Consider the following 18,029-nt stretch of genomic DNA (forward strand, 5'->3'; position numbering starts at 1 on the left):
ATGACCCTGTTTCCGGTGTCGGATTTCCTTGGTGACAGCGCCGCCCTGTGCGACGCCGTCGTGCGTTTGCGCGGCCCCGCGCTGGTGGCCGAGCTGGGCCGTATCGCCAGCGCCGTGATGGTCAGTCCGCATGGCCAGTTCCTGCCCGCGGCCAGCACCGATGGCGGCGCTCCGCCCGAGCCTTTCCCCCGCGATACGCCTGCCTTGCTGCAGGAAATCAGTTTCGATGGCCATTGCTTCGGCCATTACAGCGTGGCGGGACGCAGTGTGTACAGCGACGCCGACCGTCGCCACCTGGCCAGCCTGGCATCGCTGACGGCCGGCGTCTTGCAAGTGCATTCGCTGGCGCAACGTTCCACGCACGCCTACGCGCAGGTGGAAGCCTTGCTGGCGCAGCAGACGCAGATACTCGACCAGTTGCACGAATCCGTGCTGACGATGGACTTGACCGGCTACATCACCAGCTGGAACAAGGGCGCCGAGCGCCTGTTCGGCTACACCTCGGTGGAAGCCGTAGGGCGCAACATCCTGTTCCTGTACGACGATGAAGACACGGGTTTCCACGACGCCTTCCTGGAGCAGGGAGGGCGCTTGATGGAGGTGCGCCGCCGAAAGAAGTCGGGCGAGATCTTCTGGGCCAGCCTGTCCTTGTCGCCGCTGCAAGACCTGGACGACAAGCCCATCGGACTCATCGCCTACCTGACGGACATCACCGAGCGCAAGCTGGCCGAAGAGCGCTTGCACCACCTGGCCTATTACGACCCGCTGACCAGCCTGCCCAACCGCACCTTGCTGGCCAAGCTGGTCGACCAGGCCCTCTCCGTGGCACAGCGCAGCAAGATGCTCGGCTGCGTGCTGTTCATCGACCTGAACCGTTTTAAACTGATCAACGACACCCTGGGCCGGCGCATCGGCGACGAACTGCTGCGGCAAGTGTCGCTGCGTTTCCGCCATGCCTTGCGCGACCAGGACCTGGTGGCGCGCCTGGGCGGCGACGAGTTCGCCGTCGGCCTGTTCGACATCGGCCAGCACTTCGAGGCCAGCATGGTGGCGCAAAAGCTGCTGGCCTCGCTGGTGGAGCCGTTCCTGATCGAAGGCCACGACCTGCGCGTGGGCGCCAGCATCGGCATCAGCGTCTACCCGCAAGACGGGCAGGATGCGGAAACCCTGCTGCGCCTGGCCGACATCGCCATGTACCGCGCCAAACAGGACAGCGGCGGCGAAGCGGAAAGCGTGGCCTTCTACAGCCAGGACATGAACCTGGGCATGCAGGCGCGCATGCGCCTGGAAACCGGCTTGCGCCAGGCTTTGTCCGAGCAGCAACTGTTGTTGCACTACCAGCCGAAATACGCGCTGGGTAGCGGCCGTATCATCGGCGCCGAAGCGCTGGTGCGCTGGCACCACCCGCAGCACGGCATGATCCCGCCCGCCGAATTCATCCCCCTGGCCGAATCGACGGGCCTGGTGGTGCAAGTGGGCGAATGGGTGCTGGAAGCGGCCTGCGCCCAGGCGCAAGCGTGGAAACTGGCCGGCCTGCCGCCGATCCGCCTGGCCGTCAACGTCTCCGCCCGCGAATTCACCGCAGCCTTGCCCGCCAGGGTGGCGGCGACCCTGTCCCGCTACGGCCTGGAAGCGGCCTGGCTGGAGCTGGAAATCACGGAAAGCACCCTGATGCACAACATCGAGAGAGTCATCGGCATCATGGACCGCATCACGGCGCTGGGCGTGGCCCTGTCGCTGGACGACTTCGGCACCGGTTATTCCAGCCTGTCCTATTTGAAACGCTTCCCCATCGACACGTTAAAAATCGACAGGTCCTTCACCACCGGCATCCCGACCGACGCCAGCGACTGCGCCATCGCCAGCACCATCATCAGCATCGCCCAGCAGCTGCACCATAAAGTGATCGCGGAAGGCGTGGAAACGGCCGAGCAACTGGCCTTCCTGAAGAGTTCGGGCTGCGACGAAGTGCAAGGCTATCTGTTCTCGCGCCCCTTGCCAGCGGTGGAGTTCGAGAAGGCGCTGCGGGAAAACTGGGGCCTGTAAGGCTCAGTTTTGCTGTGCCAGCGCAGGCGTTGCCCCCGCAGGCGAAGAGCCGTGGGTGTTCTCCTGTCCGCTTCGCTGGGGGAAATAAGGCCACGGGAGTGCTAGCCATTGGTAAGCCACTGACCTTTATGTATAATGCTGCCATCTGGAAGCGTGGCCGAGTGGTTGAAGGCACTAGTCTTGAAAACTAGCGACGGGTTAAACTGTTCGTGAGTTCGAATCTCACCGCTTCCGCCAGAAATATGAAAATAAGCCCTTGATTATCAAGGGCTTATTTTTTTTGTGCTGTCGCTTGCAAATTCCCGCGTTCGAAAGCTCAGTTGCAACTTAGCTCAAATTTGCGGAAATGGTTTCCGCAACTCGCCGCTAGCGGGTAGGGCGGACAGCCTGGCCAATGCGCCTGTAGACCTTTTCCGTGATGACTTTTTCACTATGCCCCAGCAGGGAGCTTGCGGCGCCCAGGTCGGCAATGTCGCTGGCGGAGCGCGCCCGGATATCGCGGAACTGGAAGGCCTTGATGCGGCTGGCCAGCTCCTCGTCGCCAGCTTTTAGCGCCAGTTCCGCCGCAGCTTTCCGGGCGCCATCGAAGCGCAGGCGCAAATGCCACTTCTTGACCTGGCAACCATTCGGCAGCGCGACAATGAAGGTGGTGCGCGGCCGGTGCGGGCGCGCGTGGATGCGCTCGATGACCTTCGCCAGTTCGGACTTGATGCCGTCGTGCTCGAGCACGATGCGCAGCAGCTTGTTGCTCTTGCCCTGGCGCACCTGCAACGCCCCATCCTTCAAATCGCCGTCGCGCATCTTGAGCACGTCCGCAGGCCTCTGGCCGGTCAGGTAGTTCAGGTCCATGGCGTCCTGCAGCTCTTCACAGCCGGCGTTTCGCACCGCATCCCACACGGCTTTGTCGGCATAGAAGTCGCGTGGCACCTCTTTGTTCTTGCGCACACCCCTGCATGGGTTCTCGCGCTTGGTGTAGCCCCATTCCCGTGCCATATTGAACACATGCGACAGCAACGCGATTTCGCGGTTGGCACGCACCTTGGCGCTGCGCGCGTCGCGGTAGCGGGCAATGTCCTGTGGCGTGATGGCGTCGATAGGCGCGTTGTCGAAGACCGGGCGCAGCTGGCTCAACGAGCTGGAGTTCTCGCGTTGCGTGCTTGGCGCCTTGCCCGGCAGGATGTCGCGCACGTACTGCGCAAACACGTATTCCATGAGCGTGGCGTCGGTCGGGACTGGCTTGCACTCGTATTCTGCCCACAGGCGCTTGGCCTCGACCAAATCCGTGCCCAGCGGGTATTCCTTCCGGTTCCCGGCGTCGTCCCGGCCGTTGTAGTAGTAGCCGGTCCATGTTTCGCCCGATTTCAGCTTACGCACGCGGCGCAGCATGCGCGGCGGCAGTTTGTAGCCAGTGCTCTTAGGTCGCATCGTTTTCTTTCTTTTCTGTTAACGTACTTTGGAGAGGTCCGGCGCCCAGGCCGGCGTGCTTACCAGGCTGGCGGGATTGATGCCGCTCAAGCGCAACCTGGCGTACAGGCGCCCGATGATGGGTGCGCCGGCGCGGTTCTTGATGAAAGTCCAGCCGTTTTGCTGCAGCCATTTGATCTGATCCACTTTCCGGCAGCAGCCTGAAATGGTTTCCAGCTCTTCCGCAGTAAGGGTTTCGGACTGGATCGAATTGTCAAAAAGGTTATTCATTGGGCTGCGCTTTCGTTGTTGCGGGCGAGCATGCCTTGCTTTTGCTCGTGGCCAAGGCGAACGCTTCGGCCTCCGTGTATTGAGGGACTTCGGCGCCAGGTTTGCGGTAGTCGCGCAGCCGGCAAAACTCTCTGTATTGATTTTTTCTTTCTGTCACGTTTCTAGCGACCGATACAGGCTTAATATTTGCTTCTATTGCAGCCATGATATGATTTCTTTTTGATAAGGAAATTTATGGATGAGCAAGCGATAGCCGACACTTTGAAAAATTTAAAGGCGCAAGGCATTCCGTATGCGATTGAATGGATGAACGCGCCGCAAGAGCGCGACACGCGCCTAGCCGTCGCAAAATGGATCGGCGAGGAACAGCGCCGGGAGCAACAAATTCGAGAAGACGCCCAACGCAAGTTGACAGAGGAGGCGCTCACCGCCGCAAAAATTTCTGCTGAAACGTCGCGTGATGCCGCACTTGCAGCAAAGGAATCTGCGAAATGGACGATGTGGACAGCAGTTGCCGCGTTTATGGGGTTGGTAGTAACTTTCTTCCAAGCGGTAGGGTGGTGGCCTTTGTCAAGGTAACTCATAGCCGTACTGCCTTTCTACAAGCTATGCAGCAGCCATACTGAGCAAGCTGGCGCGCCGTGCTAGCCTTGCCGCAGGCGCAGCACTTGCGGATCAGCGAGTACACGGGCGCTGTCTGGTTGGCCAGGTGGTGGCGCTCGGTTTGGGCTGGGTTGGCGATCATGCTGCCACCGGCAGGGCGGGTCGGTTGGAAACGATGGCCGATAGCGGCACCGCCCGGAACATGCCCGGCCACTGGTGGTCCAGCTCCACCCATGCATGCAGCTCGCCATTGCCCACGTCGCGGCGCAGGTCGTTGACGGTGCCGGCCTGGTAGCCTTCGTCGGTATCGAATGTCACGCGGTCGCCCAAGGCGATTTGCCGCGGTGAATCGGTCAGGGTGGTCAGCATTACGGTGCTCCTTTCAGTTTGGCGGTAACGCCGCACACGCCGTAGCGGTCGATGGCGGCGTCGATCACGTCGCCGCTGGATGCGGCAACCTCAAAAAATTCAAAGCGTTCGGTTTGCGTGCGAACGATCACGGCAAAGGTGCTCATGTGCCATCCCCTTCAAGGGGCGGGGAGTCAGGGACGATCAGCCGGGGATAAGGGCAGGCGTTGACGGCCGCCCAGGCGGCAATCAGCGCTGTTTTTGCCTCGTCCGACAGGTTCGGCACGGGCGCCGCCGGCGGCGTGGCCGGGGCAGGGCGGTCGGGGTGCGTACAGTTATTTACACGAGTCCGAGGAATGGCAACCCCAACAGCCACCCCGCGCCCGCCTGTGGCCTGTACCGGCGTCCACGTATGGCGCACGGACTTGAAGACCACGCCGATCAGGGCGCTGCAGCGCACGCCGTAGGGCGTGGTGCGCAGCGTTTCGCCGTAGCGGCCGATGACGGTCTTTTCGTCCTTGGCCAGCGTGACGACCAGTTCCTTGCGCGGCACCAGTGCACCGCCCTGGGCGCGCAAGTATTCGGCCCAGCAGGCGCGCTTTTCGCCGTCGATCTTTTGCACGGCATCCCAGGCGCGGCGCATGGCGGCCGGCGCTTCGTTGAGCATGCTTTCCTCGATGCGGCGCAGTTCGCGCCACACGGTGACGGGCGCGCCGCCCCATTGCTGGAATTGACGGATGCCCCAGCACGCGGCCCAGGACTCGACGCGCGCCGATGGCGTCAGCTCGACATCGCCTTCGGTGTCGGCCGTGACGACGTAGCCTTCCTTGGTTTTGTGGTCGGCCACGCCGTCGATGTTCTTGGCCACGTACTTGGCGATGTAGCCGGCGGCGCTGCCCTTGGCCCAATCGATGCGTTTCACGTCCAGGCGGCGTGCGAAGGCGCCCGGTTCGCCACGGTCCACGCGCCAGGCGTAGCGCTTCATGATGCGGATGGCGCGGCCCGCTACGTCCTGCAGGTGGCCCGTCTTGTATTTTGCGGTGGGGCGTACAAACAGCAGCAAATGCCAATGCGGGCAGCCGTCGTGATGCGGTTCGGCGATGCGAAAGCCGTACAGGCCGATGCCCCGGCGCGCCAGCGCGGAGCGGCACAGCGATGTCATCTTGCCCAAATACGCGTTGGCCTCGCGCGGCGTCGAGCCGTCGAACTTGTCGTTCGGCTTGCCGCTGTGCTGCATGGCGTGGAAGCGCGATGGGCACGTCCAGGTGATGAAAATGCCCTGGTCGCCGCACTCGCGGGCGATCTGCTCAAAGCCGTTGATGCGCAACATCAGCTCACCGCGCCGGATGGCCTTGTTGGCGGTCGTTTTCTCGGCCAGCTCGGCGATGCTGAATTGCTGGCCGTTCTCGTTCTGCACCAGCGTGGCGGCCAGCGCTGCCGCGTTGCGCCGGTTTTGCGCCAGGCGCGACAGCACGGCGTCGTTGCTGGCGTAGGGTTCGCCGCGATAGTTCACATAGCCCAGGCGGATATTGCCCGCCTCGAAGGCGCGCTTGACGCGCTTGCGCAGTTGACGGCGCCACCAGCGGGCATCCACCAGGCGGGCGATGGTGTCGGCCAGCGCGTCGAACTCGGGCAGCTCGATGCCATACGAGGCGCATTCGTCTTCCATGATCTGCAGGGCGTGCGTTTCAGATATGGCCATCCACAGCATTCTGGTGACGCCAGAGGCAGCGCGCTCAGCGGTGGCCACGATGTCGGCATCGCTCTGCGACAAGTCGACGCCGGCCGGCACGTACTGGTCGGCAAATTCGCGCACAAAGCCGGTGGCGACGGATTCATAGACTTTGTACCAGGACGACCAGGCCATCTTGGCCAGGGCGGCCGTGATGACGCGGTTGCGCCATTTGTAGGGGATACGGGCCAGCTCGGGCGCGAACTGGGAGGATCGCAAGAAGGCTTCGTGACGCTGCGGGGCAGGCAGCAGGATTTGTTTAGATTGCATTCAACAGTCTTTCGTATACACGGATAGCGGCAGAGGTGGCGGCGCGCAACTCGATGCGTTCTTCCTCGGTAAAGGAGTGGATGGGCGATTCCCAGCGGTCGGCGTTCAGGCCGGCGGCGATCAGCACGGAGCGGCGCGCACCGCGCGGCGACAATCCCCAAGCCTGGGCCATGAAGGGCGCCAGGTTGCGCGGCTTGATGCTGCGTAGCCGGGCCTTGGCTTCGGCGATGGCGGCCAGCGCATGCCCGGCGCCCGGTGGCGTCGGCATGTCCTTGTCGCGCGCCGCCAGAATCTCGGCGGCAGGCTGGAAGGACAGGTGATTGTCAATAAGGGACGCCGGCATGGTTCAGTCCTTGATGGCGCCGATGGCCCGCAGCACGTCAGGGGTAATGACGATTAGGAGCGACAGCAGCCAGATGCCGCAGGTTTTGGCCAGGCGCAGCATTAGCGCGCTCCTTCCTTGGCAAAATACTTGGCCCAGTAAGTCAGCGTGCGCGACGAGCTGGTGCATTGCACGACGCCCGATTCGCTGGCGAACAGGTAGCGCAGTTCGATGGGCAAGCCACCTACCAGGGCGCGCTGGCTGTCTGGCAAGAAGAAGCCGCCATGCTGCAGCGCCTGCAGATCGCTGATGATGAAGGTCAGATTGGCCGCACCGTAGGCGTGATAGGTCTTGACGATCTCGCGGAGATAATCGGACAGCACGGCAATGCTGTCAGGAGTGCGGGTGCGAGTTTGAGCATTGGCCAGCAACAGGAAACAGGTTGGCGCGACAGGCACGACGCATTTTTCAAGGGCCGGACGGCCCGGTTTCGGCATTGCCGGGATGTCGGCGTGACTGGTGGCGTGCAGCGTGTTTTCCATCGGTTTTCCTTATTTCAGGTTGAACGAATCCCGCACGCTCAAAAAGGAGCGCTGCAGGGCACAGCAAAAGAGGGGTAGTTACGGCGGCCGGGTTACGGCGGCGCGAGGATCGGGATAGTCATCAGCAGCCCGCAGTCAGGTCAAGGGCCAGCTGGCTGGTGGCCGCTGTGCGCGCATGCTGGGACATCGGGATGCGGATATCCGGCTTGGGCATAGCGGACAGCGAGAGGGTGCGCAGCACTTCCAGGCCTGCCACGAAAGAGTGCCCGCACTCAGGGTTCTGACACATGTAGGTGATTTCCTTGAACATGGCGGACATCGTGCGGCTCTTGACGGCGCGGACGGTGTATTCGCAATGCGGGCAGGGCAGGCCGATGACTCTCATTTCAGCTTTCTTTCCACTTGGTACAGGGCGCGACCGCGACCTGTCATGTTTTTCGACTGTATGCGTAAGCGCGACTTGACGAGCCATTCAGCCGCCTGATCGATACTTGCCAGCCCCTGGCGCTGGCGCACGAGTTCCAGCACCGCGCGCTCTTCGTCATTGAGGTTAATTTGATGGTCTGGCATTTTCTGTAACTTTAGAGTTGCTCAAAAGTGACTCGGTTTAAACGCTGCGACGCTGTACGCTGTCGATGGTGGCGTCATCCAAGGCGATCACGGCCAGGGCTTCACGCATCACAATTTGGCGAACCAGCACCGCAAGCTCTTCGCCCTGGTAGTTGGCGATCGAGGAAACAAGCTGATGCTCGTAATCGTCCAGGCGCAGCATGACGCGGTGGCTGCGGATACGTTTTGCATCGGGGTACATGACGTTGTCCTTAGTGGGTGGGTTTGGAGGCGAGTTCGCGTTTGTAGTCGGCGAGTCCGCGCAGGATCAGGAAGCGGAGGAACCAGGCACGGGAGCGTTCAAGTTTCTCTGCGTAGCCTTCGACTTCGCTCACCTCGTCCGATGTCAGACGAACGCCAAGGGGCTTAGTCGTGACGCCCTTGGCAGTACGCCTCGCTATGGATACGTTTTTCATAATGTTATGATGTGTAATCGCTACAGGATGGCGTAACTATAGTATGTCAAAACATACTTGTCAACGTAGATGTATGGATAAAAATATTTTTGGTGATAGATTAAGGCAGGAGCGAACACGCTTGGGTCTTACACAAGAAGCGTTCGCGGCAATTGGTGGCGTGAAAAAACTCGCACAGATTAACTATGAGCAAGGAAAGACCTTACCCGATGCGGGCTACATGGTGGCGCTGGCAGGTATAGGAGTCGACTTGTCGTATGTGATGCTTGGCCTACCGGCCAGTAACGCTTTGACTGACGACGAGAACGAGTTGTTAGCGGGATATCGACGGCTAGATTTGCGAGGGAAGGCTCGTGTGCTTGGTGTTGTGGAAGGAATTGGAGAGCCAACAGTTACGTCGCCCTCCAGAACAGTCGAACGCAATACGCAAATGGTTTTCCATGGCAAAGTAGGCCAGCAAATTCATGGCGATGTCACGGCTCCCCAAACGATCAACGTTGGTCGCAAAAAAAAATCATCTACGTAAAGCACGGCGGAAAGATAGGCTATCGTTGATATGGTCAGCAGTTAGATGGAAAGTTGCAGCTCTAGCCCCTTTGCTCTTTGCATGCTGCTGGCCGCAATATAGATGCGAAACGATTACTTCCATGGCCGACAAGCCTGTCAAAAATTCATGTTATTTTGATGGCAAGGCATACACTGTCGGTGTTGTCATTGAGACAGCGCGAGGTATTAAATGCGAGTGTGCCTCAGCAACTTCTGATGGCCTACCGACTTGGGTAAGCGGCACATGGAGTTAGCTACAGGCGCGCTGATGTCAATGCCAGGCATCGGCCAAAATCAGAAGTGCTGCGCTGCCGTCGCTGTTACCTTGTCGCCATCAAAAGCTTCTTGTGACATTTTGCGTATTTTTGCGTTAGTCTGAATGTTATCCTCCGATTCGCAGGTTGCTGGCCGTATTGAGCCGGTACGCGTTTCACGAAGATTATGCAAAGATTAACTTACCTACTCGCGGCAGCCTTGACGCTGTCAGCTCCTGTTCTGGCAAATTCAGCGGCGAAAACTGTACCTCTTTCATCTGTTGAAGAGCGGCAGTGGATTGGCGCAGTAAAAGCGCATAAGACTGCAGATGGCAAGACTGTCGTGGAGGTGCTTAGCCGTGTTGAGAAACGTGCGGCTGGCCGTTTCAAAGTGGCTTCCTATGATGTGTTATACGATTGGAATGGACAGCCCAGCATGGTCGCAATATCGTATTGGATTGGCACAAAGCGTAAGCGAGATCTAGCGTTTTCAGATCTTGCCTATCCAATGAGTCGTAATGGAACGATTGCGAAAATTTCGCTTGTTGACCGGCCAACGCTCGCGGCTCTAGAAAAGGGAGTTGAAGCAATGCTTGCTGAGGTTGATGAACACTACTATATGGACTGTCCAGCTGACATGCCTTCGGATAATTGTTGAAAGATGCCCTGGCATTATTCTATACCTACGTGTTCGGTAGCGCATATGGGATCTGATAGAAGCAAATCATACTCTATGGAAAAAGTTCTATGAAAATCGCAGGTTTCTGAGCTAGTTCAGAATCAGAAGCACCTTGGTGGTTTAGGTGGTGTAGGCAGAGCATTGGTTTTTCTAAGTATGAAAATTAGATTTTCTATATTTAAGCTATGTTCTTGTTATCTTATTTAATTTATTAATTTATTGATGCTTTATTTTATGTGGGAAATGTATGGAAAAAAAATTATCTTTCGAGGAATTTAAATCTCAGCATAAAATAAATGACGATACTTGGGAACAAAGTGAATGTGATTGGAAAATATTGTGCGATATAGCTAATGATTTCGAGAAAAATCACGAGATTCTAAGTCGTTCCGCCGAGTTCTTCGCTCGCATCATTCAAACATTTCCCGGTGTTCATTCTGTTCGATGGCGTTTAAAGGAAACTTACCATTTGCTAGAGAAAATCGTCAGAAAACGTGCCAGTAAAGAAAAAAAATATGAAGATATCAATGTAGATAATTATTTTATTATAGTTACTGATTTAATTGGAATTCGAGCTTTACATCTTTTTAAGGATGAATATTTGGCTATAGATTCCTCCATTCGAGAAAAATGGCTGACAATTGAAACGCCAGTTATATATATTCGTGAGGGAGATGATCGTCCAACTGCTGAGTTTTCAAAAAAGAATGGTTTCAAGGTTAAGCAGCATCCGGCGGGCTATAGATCTGTACATTATGTTCTAGAAAGTTCGCCGATGAAAAATCGAGTGCTTGCGGAGGTCCAGGTTCGCACCATATTTGAAGAAGGTTGGAGCGAAATTGATCACAAAATTCGTTATCCAAATTTTTCAAAAGATGAATCAGTTAAATCATTTCTTGCGATTTTCAACAGATTAGCAGGAAGCGCTGATGAAATGGGTACTTTCGTTAAAGGTATGGTTCTTTCCATTAAGGAATACGCTGAGGAAAGTGCGATAATTCAAGCCGAATTAAATGCAGCTCAGTCAGATAGAGATGAGGCGTACCAAGAAATGGAGAAAATTGCTGGTGAGCTAAGTCGAGCGAAAGATATTAGCCAATCCGATAAAGAGAAAATTATTAATTTGAAACGAGAAATAGAGCGTTCAAAAGGTTCTGCGCGCATCGCGATCGTCGGAAAGCCAGAAATATCGAAATCTGTAAGGCCAACTACTTCAGTCATAGGAGGTGATAGTTTTCAAACGTCTCTGGCGAAGCTTTTGGCTTTAACAAACAATGGAAAATCTTCTACCAGCTTAGAGGAACGTTTGGAAAGTGAAAAGAAGAAAGTTGTAGATCGCAATAATTCTACTTTGACTCCAAGTGAATATTTCGCCAAGTTGGTTAAGAACCATGATTCCGATCTGGATAAACTAGTACGTAGATTTAAGAATCCAGAAAGTTAGCCGCTTAAATAATAATCTACGAAGGTAACGGGGTCAGGTCTGCCATTCGGACACGATCTTAGCCTTGGTGTCTAGACTCACAGAAAACTGTGTTGTACTAATTGTTTATACGGCACTATTAACTATGCTGCGTATGCATTTTGACTTTGAACTTACGCAGAGACTTCAGCTTGGGGATTCGTATAGCTGGGCCTGTGTCGGAATGGCAGACCTGCCCCTCAAACCCCTGACCCTCGAACCTTTGATTGCGGCCTCCTAATTACAATTCATGCCCCCAAGAACGATAAAAATGCTGCTTGGCACGCCGGATTGTATGGCCACTTTTGGGGCAACAGCGGCGCGGCGATTCTGATCGTAATACTTTTGCACTAGCAACATGCTATGCTGACTAGATCGGCCGCGACTGGCGAATAATGATGACTCTGTATCGACATTTGTTTTCTCATTAATTTAGTGCAATAAAAATAAATATATTTTAATAATTATAAGGTTGTAAATTTTTAATTCAATAGGGTAAGGGTATGGATATAAAGCACCAGGTTTTCGTATCGTCTACATATAAAGATTTAGTTGAACAGCGCAAAGCGGTAATTCATGCTCTTTTAGAATTGGACTGTATTCCTGCCGGGATGGAACTCTTCCCGGCCACAGACGAAGATGCTTGGAGTTTAATTAAAGAAGTAATAGATGGTTGCGATTATTACATGCTGTTAGTGGCTGGAAAATATGGTTCGGTTTCATCTTCTGGGATTAGCTATACCGAAATGGAGTTTGATTATGCTGTGGATACAGGCAAACCAATTTTAGTTTTCCTACATGAAAACTCAGATTCGTTGCCCTCTACCGTTACGGAGAAGAATCCAGAAATTCAAGCTAAGCTCGATGTTTTTAAGGAAAAAGCTAAGGCTAAACACTGTAAATTTTGGACATCGGCAGAAGATTTGGGTGGAAAAGTATCTCGTAGCTTGGTTCAGCTCAAGAAGCGTCATCCATCTCCAGGTTGGATACCGGGGCGCTATGCTGCCTCCTCAGATATGCTTCGAGAACTTGATGAATTACGTACCAAAGTTGCACAGCTAGAATTAGCTGCCGTCATGGTGTCTGATGGAGAAGATATATCACATCTCTCGCAAGGAGCAGATTTAGTGTATCTTAGTTGTGATTTAAAAAAGGATGCAGCTGGAAAAAAGGAGAATTTAATTTTGAAATGCTCATGGGATGAATTGCTTTCTTATTTTGGGGCAAATATGAGTGCAGAATGCACAGACAGAGAGATGATTCAGCGTTGTGCGCTATGCTTTTTTCATAGCATGTCAATTGATTTGCAAAAATTAAATTCATTTAAAGAAATTGTTATTCCATATGTTGTAGAGGATAAAATATTGGTGCAATTTCAGGCATTGGGATATATAGCGCCTGGAATAAAAAAGAGAGCGGTAGCTGATAGAGAAAGGTATTGGCGACTTACCCCCAAAGGAGAAAAGCACATGCTGAGTGTAAGAGCTCAACAGCGCTAGAAATCCTAATAAATACCCGCAGGCGAAAGCTACCGTTGAGCGTAGGTAAATGAGATACATTCACATCGTTTTTCCGCTGGCCACAGCCTGCGTAGGTTTCCAGGGTTCCTCGCTGTTCTCTCCGATTATGTCGCGCACTTCCTCGATACGCTTCCACGCATGCAGCGCCGCCCGCTTGGCGGCCTGCTTGCTCTTGTAAAGATGCTCCAGCGTCTTGAGCGTGCCCTTGGCACCGGCTTGCTCCTGCCCCGATTTTTTCTTCTTCGCCGCCACGTCCTTCCACCTTGCCACCACGCCCGTGATACCTTCGTCCGGGTCTTTCTCTTCCTCGCGCTCAGCCTCGACCGCTTCCGTTTTCGTCTCAAATTCCACTCGCGTGGTAAACCCGTTGCCGCCCAGGCTGTGCGTGACTTTGACCGATAGCCATTCGGTGGCGTCGATCTCGGGCTTGAAGCCGGTCACGGTCACGGGCGATTGCGGGAACACGGCCGGGTTGCCCAGGGCCAGGCTCATTTCAAAGGTGGCCAGGCCGCGCAGGATGCGCTGCCATTCGGCCACGGCCGCTGCGCGCGCGTCGGTTTCGTTGGCGAAGGTGGTGCGCAGGCGCTTGCTGTTGCCGGGCACGCCGGCCACCACGCTGCGGCGGCGCGCGTAGCGCTCGTCGTGCCAGAAGGCGCGCACGCCTGTGTAGGCGTCGCTCTCGGCGCTGTGGTAGCGGTGGCCGTCGCCCAGGGCGCGCGTGATGGGGATGACGGGCAGCGCCTTGCCGCTGGCGGTGCGGCTCTGGTTGATGGGAATGAACAGCAGGGTGTCATTCTTGACGGTGGCCACCGCGTCGTATTTCCTGCCCAGCCGGCGCAGGAAGGCCGCATCGCTTTCGTGGGTCTGGTCGATGTGCTCGATGGCGGTGTCGCGCAGGCGCGCCGACACGCCCGACGCCAGCTCGTTGCGAAAGGCGATGGCCTCGATGATGGCGCCCAGGGTGGTCTTGTGAAAGCTGTGCTCCTGCTGCTGCTTAAACGTGTCGATCAGGTTGGCCGACCTGGCGCGCAGGGTGATGGTGTCGGGCGCGCCGCTGTGCTCCACCTCGTCCACGGTGAACTTGCCCATATCCACCAGTCCGGTGGCTTGCCAGCCCAGTGCCAGGGCGATCTGCGCGCCGCGCGGCGGCAGGGCCAGTTTGCCGTCGCTGTCATCCAGGGAAATGTCGAGCTGGTCGCTCTCGTCGCCACGGCACAGGGTCAAGGTCAGATTGATCAGCCGCGGTGAAACGATGGCCGTCAAATCCTTGTCCTCAATGCTGACCTTGAAGGCGGGGATATGCTCGCTCATTTGAACTTGTCCGCCGCGCTGCCGATGGCGCCGCTGATGGTGCCGCCGATCTTGTCTTTCATCTCGCTGACCACGCCGCCGTATTTCGACGTGATGCCGCCGACCACGTTGCCCACCACGCTGCCCACGGCATTCTTGGCCGCGCCCGCGATGCTGCTGGTCATGCCGTCGATGCTGAGCATGTTTTTCAAGTCGCCGATGTCGCCCAGGCCGACCATGGCCAGCACGCCGTCGTCGTCGCGCTTGAGCGTAATCGAGAACTCGACGCGGCGCGCGCCGCCGCTGCCGTCCAGGATGGTGCGCCCCTCGGTCATGCTGGTGATGCGGTACGAGCCGAGTATGCGGCCCGTGCCTTGGATCAGAATCCACGATTTGCCCGTGTCGGCCATCATGCGCAGCGCATCGAGCGAATACAGGGAGCCGGTCAGTTCCGGCGCCACCCAGCCCGACAGCGTAATCGTGTCGTCGCCTGGCCCCACGTACTGGTGCGCGTCGCGCAGGCCCACGCGGGCCGTGCTGGCGTGCTTCCATTCCGTTTGCCGCTGCAACTCGTGATAGGCGAGGGTGGGCAGGCTGAACACGAACATTCCTAAAATCATCATCATGGTGTGCTTCTTTCTTTAATCGTGGTCGCGCAGGGACGAGCGGATGCGTGCCGCCTTTTCGCGGTCGCGCTGATCGAGCGCTACGCTCACAGCGCGCGCGATGGCCTGGGGATCGGTGCCGGCTTGCACATGGAAGGTGATTTCGATCTTGTCGCCCTGGATGGTCATGCCGGCACCAAAGCCGCCCACGGGCAGCGGGGCGCGCGTGTCGAAGGCGCTGGCCGGCAGGGCGATCGCCGTGCCGATGGCGATGCCGGCGCCCAATTGCGTCAGGCGCTGCGCCAGGCCGGAAACCTTGGCAATCGGCGCGCCCTCGCTGCGGTCCAGGCCCACGGCCAGGCCTTGCATGGTGTAGTCGCCGAGCTGGGCAAACACGCGGCTTGGGCTGTGGATGCCCAGCTTTTCCTTGAACCAGGCAATGGTGCTGGAACCGGCATTGCTGATGGCATCCTTGACGGCACCCATGGAGCCGGTGATGCCGTTGACCAGGCCGCGCAGGATGTTGGCGCCGAACTCGGTGAACTGCGCCGGCAGCTTGATGCCGAACCAGCTCATGACACCCGCGAACGCCTGGTAAAACACGCCGACCGGTGACCAGTTGATAATCAGGGCCGTGATGCTGCCCATGCCACCGGCGCAGACGGTACGCAGGCGCGACCAGATATCCGCGAAGAAGGCAGAAATAGGCGCCCAGGACGCGGTGATGCGCTGCAGGATGCTGGCGCCGAAGTCGGTGAACTTGGCCGGCAGCGTGATGCCGAACCAGCCCAGCACGCCCGCGAAGGCACGATAGAACAGGGCGAGCGGTGTCCAGTTGGCGATCAGGGCGCTGACGCCGCCAATGCCGCCGGCAAAGGCGGTCTTGATCTGCGACCAGATGCCGGTAAAGAAGCCGGCCAGCGGCGCCAGCCCCTTGGCGAAGCGCCCCCGGATGCTGGCCGCAAAATCGGTGAACCTGGCCGGCAGCGCGATGCCGAACCAGCCCAGCACGCCCGCGAAGGCGCGATAGAACAGACCCAGCGGTGACCAGTCGGCGATCAGGCTATTGATGCCGGTAAAGCCGCCGGCGAATGCCGCCTTGACGTCTGACCACAGGCCGCCGAAGAAAGCCTTGATCGGCTCCCAGTATTTGTAGATCAGGAAGGCGGCGCTGGCGATGACCGTGATGGCGATGCCAATCGGGGTCATCAAAAGTGCGCGGCCCAGCCACAGCACGGCGCGGCCGGCCCACATGAAGGCGCCGCCCAGGCCGCGCAGGATGGGCGTGAGCACGCCGCCCGTCACGCCGATTTTGGCGAACATGACGTGCAGCATGGCATATGGGCCGATCATGGCGGCAATGCCCAGCATCAGCGGGCCGAGTACCAGCATCAGGGCGGCCAGCACGGCAAAGGCCGTAATCATGACCTTGGCCACGGTCGGGTTGCGTTCCATGAAACCATTCAGGCGCTGCACGGCGCTGATGGCCAGCTCCAGCCCCTGGGCGTACAGCGGCAGGATTTTCTCGCCCATGGTCAGTTTCAAGTTGGCCAGCTTTGACTGCGCCTCCAGTTCCTTGCCGGCGGCCGAGTCGCGGCCCAGCTTGTCCAGTTGACCAATATCTGCGGCGCCACGGTTGAGTTTTTCGTTCTTGTGGATTTGCACGCGCTGCAAATACATCTGCGAGTACAGGTTCGACGCGGTGCGGTTGGAAAAGATGCTGCCGATGGCATCGAGAACCTGTTTCTTTTCCGTGATGCCTTTCTTGGCCAGTTGCGGCAACAGCACCTTTTCCAGCCATTCGAACTGGTTTTCGCGGAACAGCTCGGCGCCCAGCAGCGCGCCGGGATCGAGGAACGAGACTTGCCCGGCCTTGTCGTGCTTGACCTTGCTCTTGTCACCAATCAGACCGAACTCTTCCAGCTTCCTGGCAGAGCGCTTCGTCGTGCGGCCCTGGTACAAGTTCTGGTAGGCGCTCATCAGCGACGTGCCGACGCGGTTGCCGCTCATTTCCTGCACCAGCGGTTCCATCTGGTAGTAAAAGGCGTCATCTTTCAAGCCCTTGGCCGCGATGCCGCCGGTCTTGATCATGTTCAGCCATTCATTCGGGCCGACGCGCCCGCCCGTGGCCGTGATGACCTGCTGCACGATATTGGCCTGGGCTTCGAACTTTTCCTTGCTCTCCAGACCGCCGCGCAGCTCGATCACCTTGAGCATGTCCATGAACTTGCGTTCGTTGTCGACGCCTTCGGCCTCGCCAAAGAAGGCGTGATTGGCAAACTTCATCTTGGCCAGGGTAGGGGCGACCATTTCCGCGTGGTGGACGTCGGCAAAGGCGCTCATGCCGTCGCGCATGAGCTGCAGGTTGTCGAGCTGACTGGTGCCGTAGGTTTTCATGTTGCGCGCAAAGGCAACGGCCTCGGCTGACACTTTGTCGCCCAGGCCCAGGGCGTTGACGCGGCCCACTTCCGTTTGATAGTGCTTGGCCTCGTTCAGTCCCTTGATGACGGGCGCGCCCATGACGGCGCCCGTGGCGGTGGCGCCAGCGCCGGCCATGGCCATGTTGCCCGCCTTGTTGCGCAGCTTGTCGGCATGCTGGGTGGCGTTGGTGACGCGCTGCTGCTTGGCGGCAGAGGCGGCCAGGCGCTTTTGTTGCGAAGCCAGTTCAACGTTCGTCAGCTGGATGCTGTTTTTTAACCACTCCTGCGCCTTGCCCAGTTGGCGCGTATCGATGCCTGCGTCTTTTAGGCTGGTACGCAGGACGCGGAATTGCTGGCTTTGTTCGCGGCCTTTCAGCGTCAATGCCTGCGTGACTTTGACTGCCGCGTTAAATTCGCGCGTCAGAGCGCGCGTGGGCGTCGTGGTCTGCTTCATTTTCGCAGCAAGATCATTCAGTTTGTCTTGCGCTTCTTTCAGCTTGGTACGCGTCGCATTGATACCGCTATGCAGTTCGCGGAATTTCCCCAAGTTTCTCTGCTGGGTGTTCAGCTCGCGCAAACGGTCGCTGGTCGCTTTCAACGCCTTGGCCGTGTTGCTGGAACCGCTCATGATTTTTTTCAGCGGGCCGGTAATCTTGTCCAGTGCCGCAAA

At 57.4% G+C, this 18,029-nt stretch carries 21 protein-coding genes and 1 tRNA gene; 7 read left to right on the forward strand and 15 right to left on the reverse strand.

Annotated elements, in window-relative coordinates; genetic code table 11:
• Together HWE17_RS09040 and HWE17_RS09045 are read left to right on the forward strand one after the other, a co-directional pair.
• On the forward strand, window positions 1–2,046 hold the full coding sequence (locus HWE17_RS09040; RefSeq protein WP_176388550.1) for a bifunctional diguanylate cyclase/phosphodiesterase: 2,046 nt from the start codon (window positions 1–3) through the stop codon (window positions 2,044–2,046).
• Window positions 2,047–2,193: 147 nt separating this feature from the next.
• Window positions 2,194–2,283, forward strand: a tRNA-Ser gene (locus HWE17_RS09045).
• Window positions 2,284–2,412: 129 nt separating this feature from the next.
• Here HWE17_RS09045 and HWE17_RS09050 read toward each other — a convergent pair.
• The 3 genes from HWE17_RS09050 to HWE17_RS09060 are packed head-to-tail and all read right to left on the reverse strand — an operon-like array spanning window position 2,413 to window position 3,946.
• A complete protein-coding gene (locus HWE17_RS09050) occupies window positions 2,413–3,471 on the reverse strand; it encodes a tyrosine-type recombinase/integrase (protein WP_176388551.1) in 1,059 nt (352 codons plus the stop codon).
• Window positions 3,472–3,489: 18 nt separating this feature from the next.
• Window positions 3,490–3,741: a DUF4224 domain-containing protein gene (locus tag HWE17_RS09055; protein ID WP_046682344.1), complete on the reverse strand. Its 252-nt coding sequence runs from the start codon at window positions 3,739–3,741 to the stop codon at window positions 3,490–3,492.
• The gene (locus HWE17_RS09060; RefSeq protein ID WP_176388552.1) at window positions 3,734–3,946 is read right to left on the reverse strand and encodes a hypothetical protein; all 213 of its coding nucleotides are present in this window, start codon (window positions 3,944–3,946) and stop codon (window positions 3,734–3,736) included. The genes HWE17_RS09055 and HWE17_RS09060 overlap by 8 nt, the downstream gene beginning before the upstream one ends.
• 29 nt (window positions 3,947–3,975) lie before the next feature.
• On the opposite strand from HWE17_RS09060, the gene HWE17_RS09065 reads away from it, so the two are divergent.
• Window positions 3,976–4,320: a hypothetical protein gene (locus HWE17_RS09065; protein ID WP_176388553.1), complete on the forward strand. Its 345-nt coding sequence runs from the start codon at window positions 3,976–3,978 to the stop codon at window positions 4,318–4,320.
• Between the two features lie 162 nt (window positions 4,321–4,482).
• Here the strand turns inward: HWE17_RS09065 and HWE17_RS09070 are convergent, their stop codons facing one another.
• The 9 genes from HWE17_RS09070 to HWE17_RS09110 form a co-directional block, all read right to left on the reverse strand.
• Window positions 4,483–4,713 carry a hypothetical protein gene (locus tag HWE17_RS09070; RefSeq protein ID WP_176388554.1) on the reverse strand — a complete coding sequence of 77 codons (231 nt, stop codon included), beginning with the start codon at window positions 4,711–4,713 and terminating at the stop codon, window positions 4,483–4,485.
• Complete coding sequence (locus tag HWE17_RS09075) at window positions 4,713–4,859, reverse strand: hypothetical protein (RefSeq protein WP_176388555.1); 147 nt, start codon at window positions 4,857–4,859, stop codon at window positions 4,713–4,715. Before HWE17_RS09075 ends, HWE17_RS09070 begins: the two co-directional genes overlap by 1 nt.
• A complete protein-coding gene (locus tag HWE17_RS09080) occupies window positions 4,856–6,694 on the reverse strand; it encodes a replication endonuclease (protein ID WP_176388556.1) in 1,839 nt (612 codons plus the stop codon). Before HWE17_RS09080 ends, HWE17_RS09075 begins: the two co-directional genes overlap by 4 nt.
• On the reverse strand, window positions 6,684–7,037 hold the full coding sequence (locus tag HWE17_RS28635) for a hypothetical protein (protein ID WP_255206175.1): 354 nt from the start codon (window positions 7,035–7,037) through the stop codon (window positions 6,684–6,686). The genes HWE17_RS09080 and HWE17_RS28635 overlap by 11 nt, the downstream gene beginning before the upstream one ends.
• A 101-nt stretch (window positions 7,038–7,138) precedes the next feature.
• Window positions 7,139–7,558 carry a hypothetical protein gene (locus HWE17_RS09090; RefSeq protein ID WP_176388557.1) on the reverse strand — a complete coding sequence of 140 codons (420 nt, stop codon included), beginning with the start codon at window positions 7,556–7,558 and terminating at the stop codon, window positions 7,139–7,141.
• A gap of 121 nt (window positions 7,559–7,679) precedes the next feature.
• Complete coding sequence (locus tag HWE17_RS09095; protein ID WP_070300963.1) at window positions 7,680–7,943, reverse strand: ogr/Delta-like zinc finger family protein; 264 nt, start codon at window positions 7,941–7,943, stop codon at window positions 7,680–7,682.
• Window positions 7,940–8,128: a hypothetical protein gene (locus HWE17_RS09100; RefSeq protein WP_046682347.1), complete on the reverse strand. Its 189-nt coding sequence runs from the start codon at window positions 8,126–8,128 to the stop codon at window positions 7,940–7,942. The genes HWE17_RS09095 and HWE17_RS09100 overlap by 4 nt, the downstream gene beginning before the upstream one ends.
• 37 nt (window positions 8,129–8,165) lie before the next feature.
• Complete coding sequence (locus HWE17_RS09105) at window positions 8,166–8,369, reverse strand: hypothetical protein (protein ID WP_035820909.1); 204 nt, start codon at window positions 8,367–8,369, stop codon at window positions 8,166–8,168.
• Between the two features lie 10 nt (window positions 8,370–8,379).
• Complete coding sequence (locus tag HWE17_RS09110; RefSeq protein ID WP_176388558.1) at window positions 8,380–8,583, reverse strand: hypothetical protein; 204 nt, start codon at window positions 8,581–8,583, stop codon at window positions 8,380–8,382.
• Between the two features lie 73 nt (window positions 8,584–8,656).
• Between HWE17_RS09110 and HWE17_RS09115 the strand changes: the two genes are divergently transcribed.
• From HWE17_RS09115 to HWE17_RS09130, 4 genes are all read left to right on the forward strand, one after another.
• A complete protein-coding gene (locus HWE17_RS09115) occupies window positions 8,657–9,109 on the forward strand; it encodes a helix-turn-helix domain-containing protein (protein ID WP_176388559.1) in 453 nt (150 codons plus the stop codon).
• A 461-nt stretch (window positions 9,110–9,570) separates the two neighbouring features.
• Entirely contained in the window at window positions 9,571–10,041 is a 471-nt protein-coding gene (locus HWE17_RS09120; protein ID WP_176388560.1) for a hypothetical protein, read from the forward strand.
• A 268-nt stretch (window positions 10,042–10,309) separates the two neighbouring features.
• Window positions 10,310–11,506, forward strand: a complete 1,197-nt coding sequence (locus tag HWE17_RS09125) for a RelA/SpoT domain-containing protein (protein WP_176388561.1) — start codon at window positions 10,310–10,312, stop codon at window positions 11,504–11,506.
• Window positions 11,507–12,027: 521 nt separating this feature from the next.
• Window positions 12,028–13,023 (forward strand): DUF4062 domain-containing protein, encoded by a 996-nt coding sequence (locus HWE17_RS09130; RefSeq protein ID WP_176388562.1) that lies wholly within the window; start codon window positions 12,028–12,030, stop codon window positions 13,021–13,023.
• A 60-nt stretch (window positions 13,024–13,083) separates the two neighbouring features.
• Here HWE17_RS09130 and HWE17_RS09135 read toward each other — a convergent pair whose 3' ends face one another.
• The 3 genes from HWE17_RS09135 to HWE17_RS09145 are packed head-to-tail and all read right to left on the reverse strand — an operon-like array spanning window position 13,084 to window position 17,987.
• Window positions 13,084–14,355, reverse strand: a complete 1,272-nt coding sequence (locus HWE17_RS09135; RefSeq protein ID WP_176388563.1) for a phage late control D family protein — start codon at window positions 14,353–14,355, stop codon at window positions 13,084–13,086.
• Window positions 14,352–14,960 carry a phage tail protein gene (locus HWE17_RS09140; protein ID WP_176388564.1) on the reverse strand — a complete coding sequence of 203 codons (609 nt, stop codon included), beginning with the start codon at window positions 14,958–14,960 and terminating at the stop codon, window positions 14,352–14,354. Before HWE17_RS09140 ends, HWE17_RS09135 begins: the two co-directional genes overlap by 4 nt.
• Window positions 14,961–14,975: 15 nt before the next feature.
• Window positions 14,976–17,987 carry a phage tail tape measure protein gene (locus HWE17_RS09145; RefSeq protein ID WP_176388565.1) on the reverse strand — a complete coding sequence of 1,004 codons (3,012 nt, stop codon included), beginning with the start codon at window positions 17,985–17,987 and terminating at the stop codon, window positions 14,976–14,978.
• Window positions 17,988–18,029: the final 42 nt, after the last annotated feature.

This window comes from Janthinobacterium sp. BJB401 (assembly GCF_013372745.1).
Classification (GTDB): domain Bacteria; phylum Pseudomonadota; class Gammaproteobacteria; order Burkholderiales; family Burkholderiaceae_D; genus Janthinobacterium; species Janthinobacterium rivuli.

Excerpts from the sequence above, each read along its gene's own strand:
- HWE17_RS09145 (WP_176388565.1), bottom strand. The coding sequence starts at position 17,987 with ATGAGCGGTTCCAGCAACACGGCCAAGGCGTTGAAAGCGACCAGCGAC.
- HWE17_RS09065 (WP_176388553.1), top strand. The coding sequence starts at position 3,976 with ATGGATGAGCAAGCGATAGCCGACACTTTGAAAAATTTAAAGGCGCAA.
- HWE17_RS09140 (WP_176388564.1), bottom strand. The coding sequence starts at position 14,960 with ATGATGATGATTTTAGGAATGTTCGTGTTCAGCCTGCCCACCCTCGCC.
- HWE17_RS09135 (WP_176388563.1), bottom strand. The coding sequence starts at position 14,355 with ATGAGCGAGCATATCCCCGCCTTCAAGGTCAGCATTGAGGACAAGGAT.
- HWE17_RS09130 (WP_176388562.1), top strand. The coding sequence starts at position 12,028 with ATGGATATAAAGCACCAGGTTTTCGTATCGTCTACATATAAAGATTTA.
- HWE17_RS09110 (WP_176388558.1), bottom strand. The coding sequence starts at position 8,583 with ATGAAAAACGTATCCATAGCGAGGCGTACTGCCAAGGGCGTCACGACT.
- HWE17_RS09060 (WP_176388552.1), bottom strand. The coding sequence starts at position 3,946 with ATGGCTGCAATAGAAGCAAATATTAAGCCTGTATCGGTCGCTAGAAAC.
- HWE17_RS09050 (WP_176388551.1), bottom strand. The coding sequence starts at position 3,471 with ATGCGACCTAAGAGCACTGGCTACAAACTGCCGCCGCGCATGCTGCGC.
- HWE17_RS09070 (WP_176388554.1), bottom strand. The coding sequence starts at position 4,713 with ATGCTGACCACCCTGACCGATTCACCGCGGCAAATCGCCTTGGGCGAC.
- HWE17_RS09115 (WP_176388559.1), top strand. The coding sequence starts at position 8,657 with ATGGATAAAAATATTTTTGGTGATAGATTAAGGCAGGAGCGAACACGC.
- HWE17_RS09120 (WP_176388560.1), top strand. The coding sequence starts at position 9,571 with ATGCAAAGATTAACTTACCTACTCGCGGCAGCCTTGACGCTGTCAGCT.
- HWE17_RS09040 (WP_176388550.1), top strand. The coding sequence starts at position 1 with ATGACCCTGTTTCCGGTGTCGGATTTCCTTGGTGACAGCGCCGCCCTG.
- HWE17_RS28635 (WP_255206175.1), bottom strand. The coding sequence starts at position 7,037 with ATGCCGGCGTCCCTTATTGACAATCACCTGTCCTTCCAGCCTGCCGCC.
- HWE17_RS09100 (WP_046682347.1), bottom strand. The coding sequence starts at position 8,128 with ATGCCAGACCATCAAATTAACCTCAATGACGAAGAGCGCGCGGTGCTG.
- HWE17_RS09095 (WP_070300963.1), bottom strand. The coding sequence starts at position 7,943 with ATGAGAGTCATCGGCCTGCCCTGCCCGCATTGCGAATACACCGTCCGC.
- HWE17_RS09105 (WP_035820909.1), bottom strand. The coding sequence starts at position 8,369 with ATGTACCCCGATGCAAAACGTATCCGCAGCCACCGCGTCATGCTGCGC.
- HWE17_RS09075 (WP_176388555.1), bottom strand. The coding sequence starts at position 4,859 with ATGAGCACCTTTGCCGTGATCGTTCGCACGCAAACCGAACGCTTTGAA.
- HWE17_RS09055 (WP_046682344.1), bottom strand. The coding sequence starts at position 3,741 with ATGAATAACCTTTTTGACAATTCGATCCAGTCCGAAACCCTTACTGCG.
- HWE17_RS09080 (WP_176388556.1), bottom strand. The coding sequence starts at position 6,694 with ATGCAATCTAAACAAATCCTGCTGCCTGCCCCGCAGCGTCACGAAGCC.
- HWE17_RS09125 (WP_176388561.1), top strand. The coding sequence starts at position 10,310 with ATGGAAAAAAAATTATCTTTCGAGGAATTTAAATCTCAGCATAAAATA.
- HWE17_RS09090 (WP_176388557.1), bottom strand. The coding sequence starts at position 7,558 with ATGGAAAACACGCTGCACGCCACCAGTCACGCCGACATCCCGGCAATG.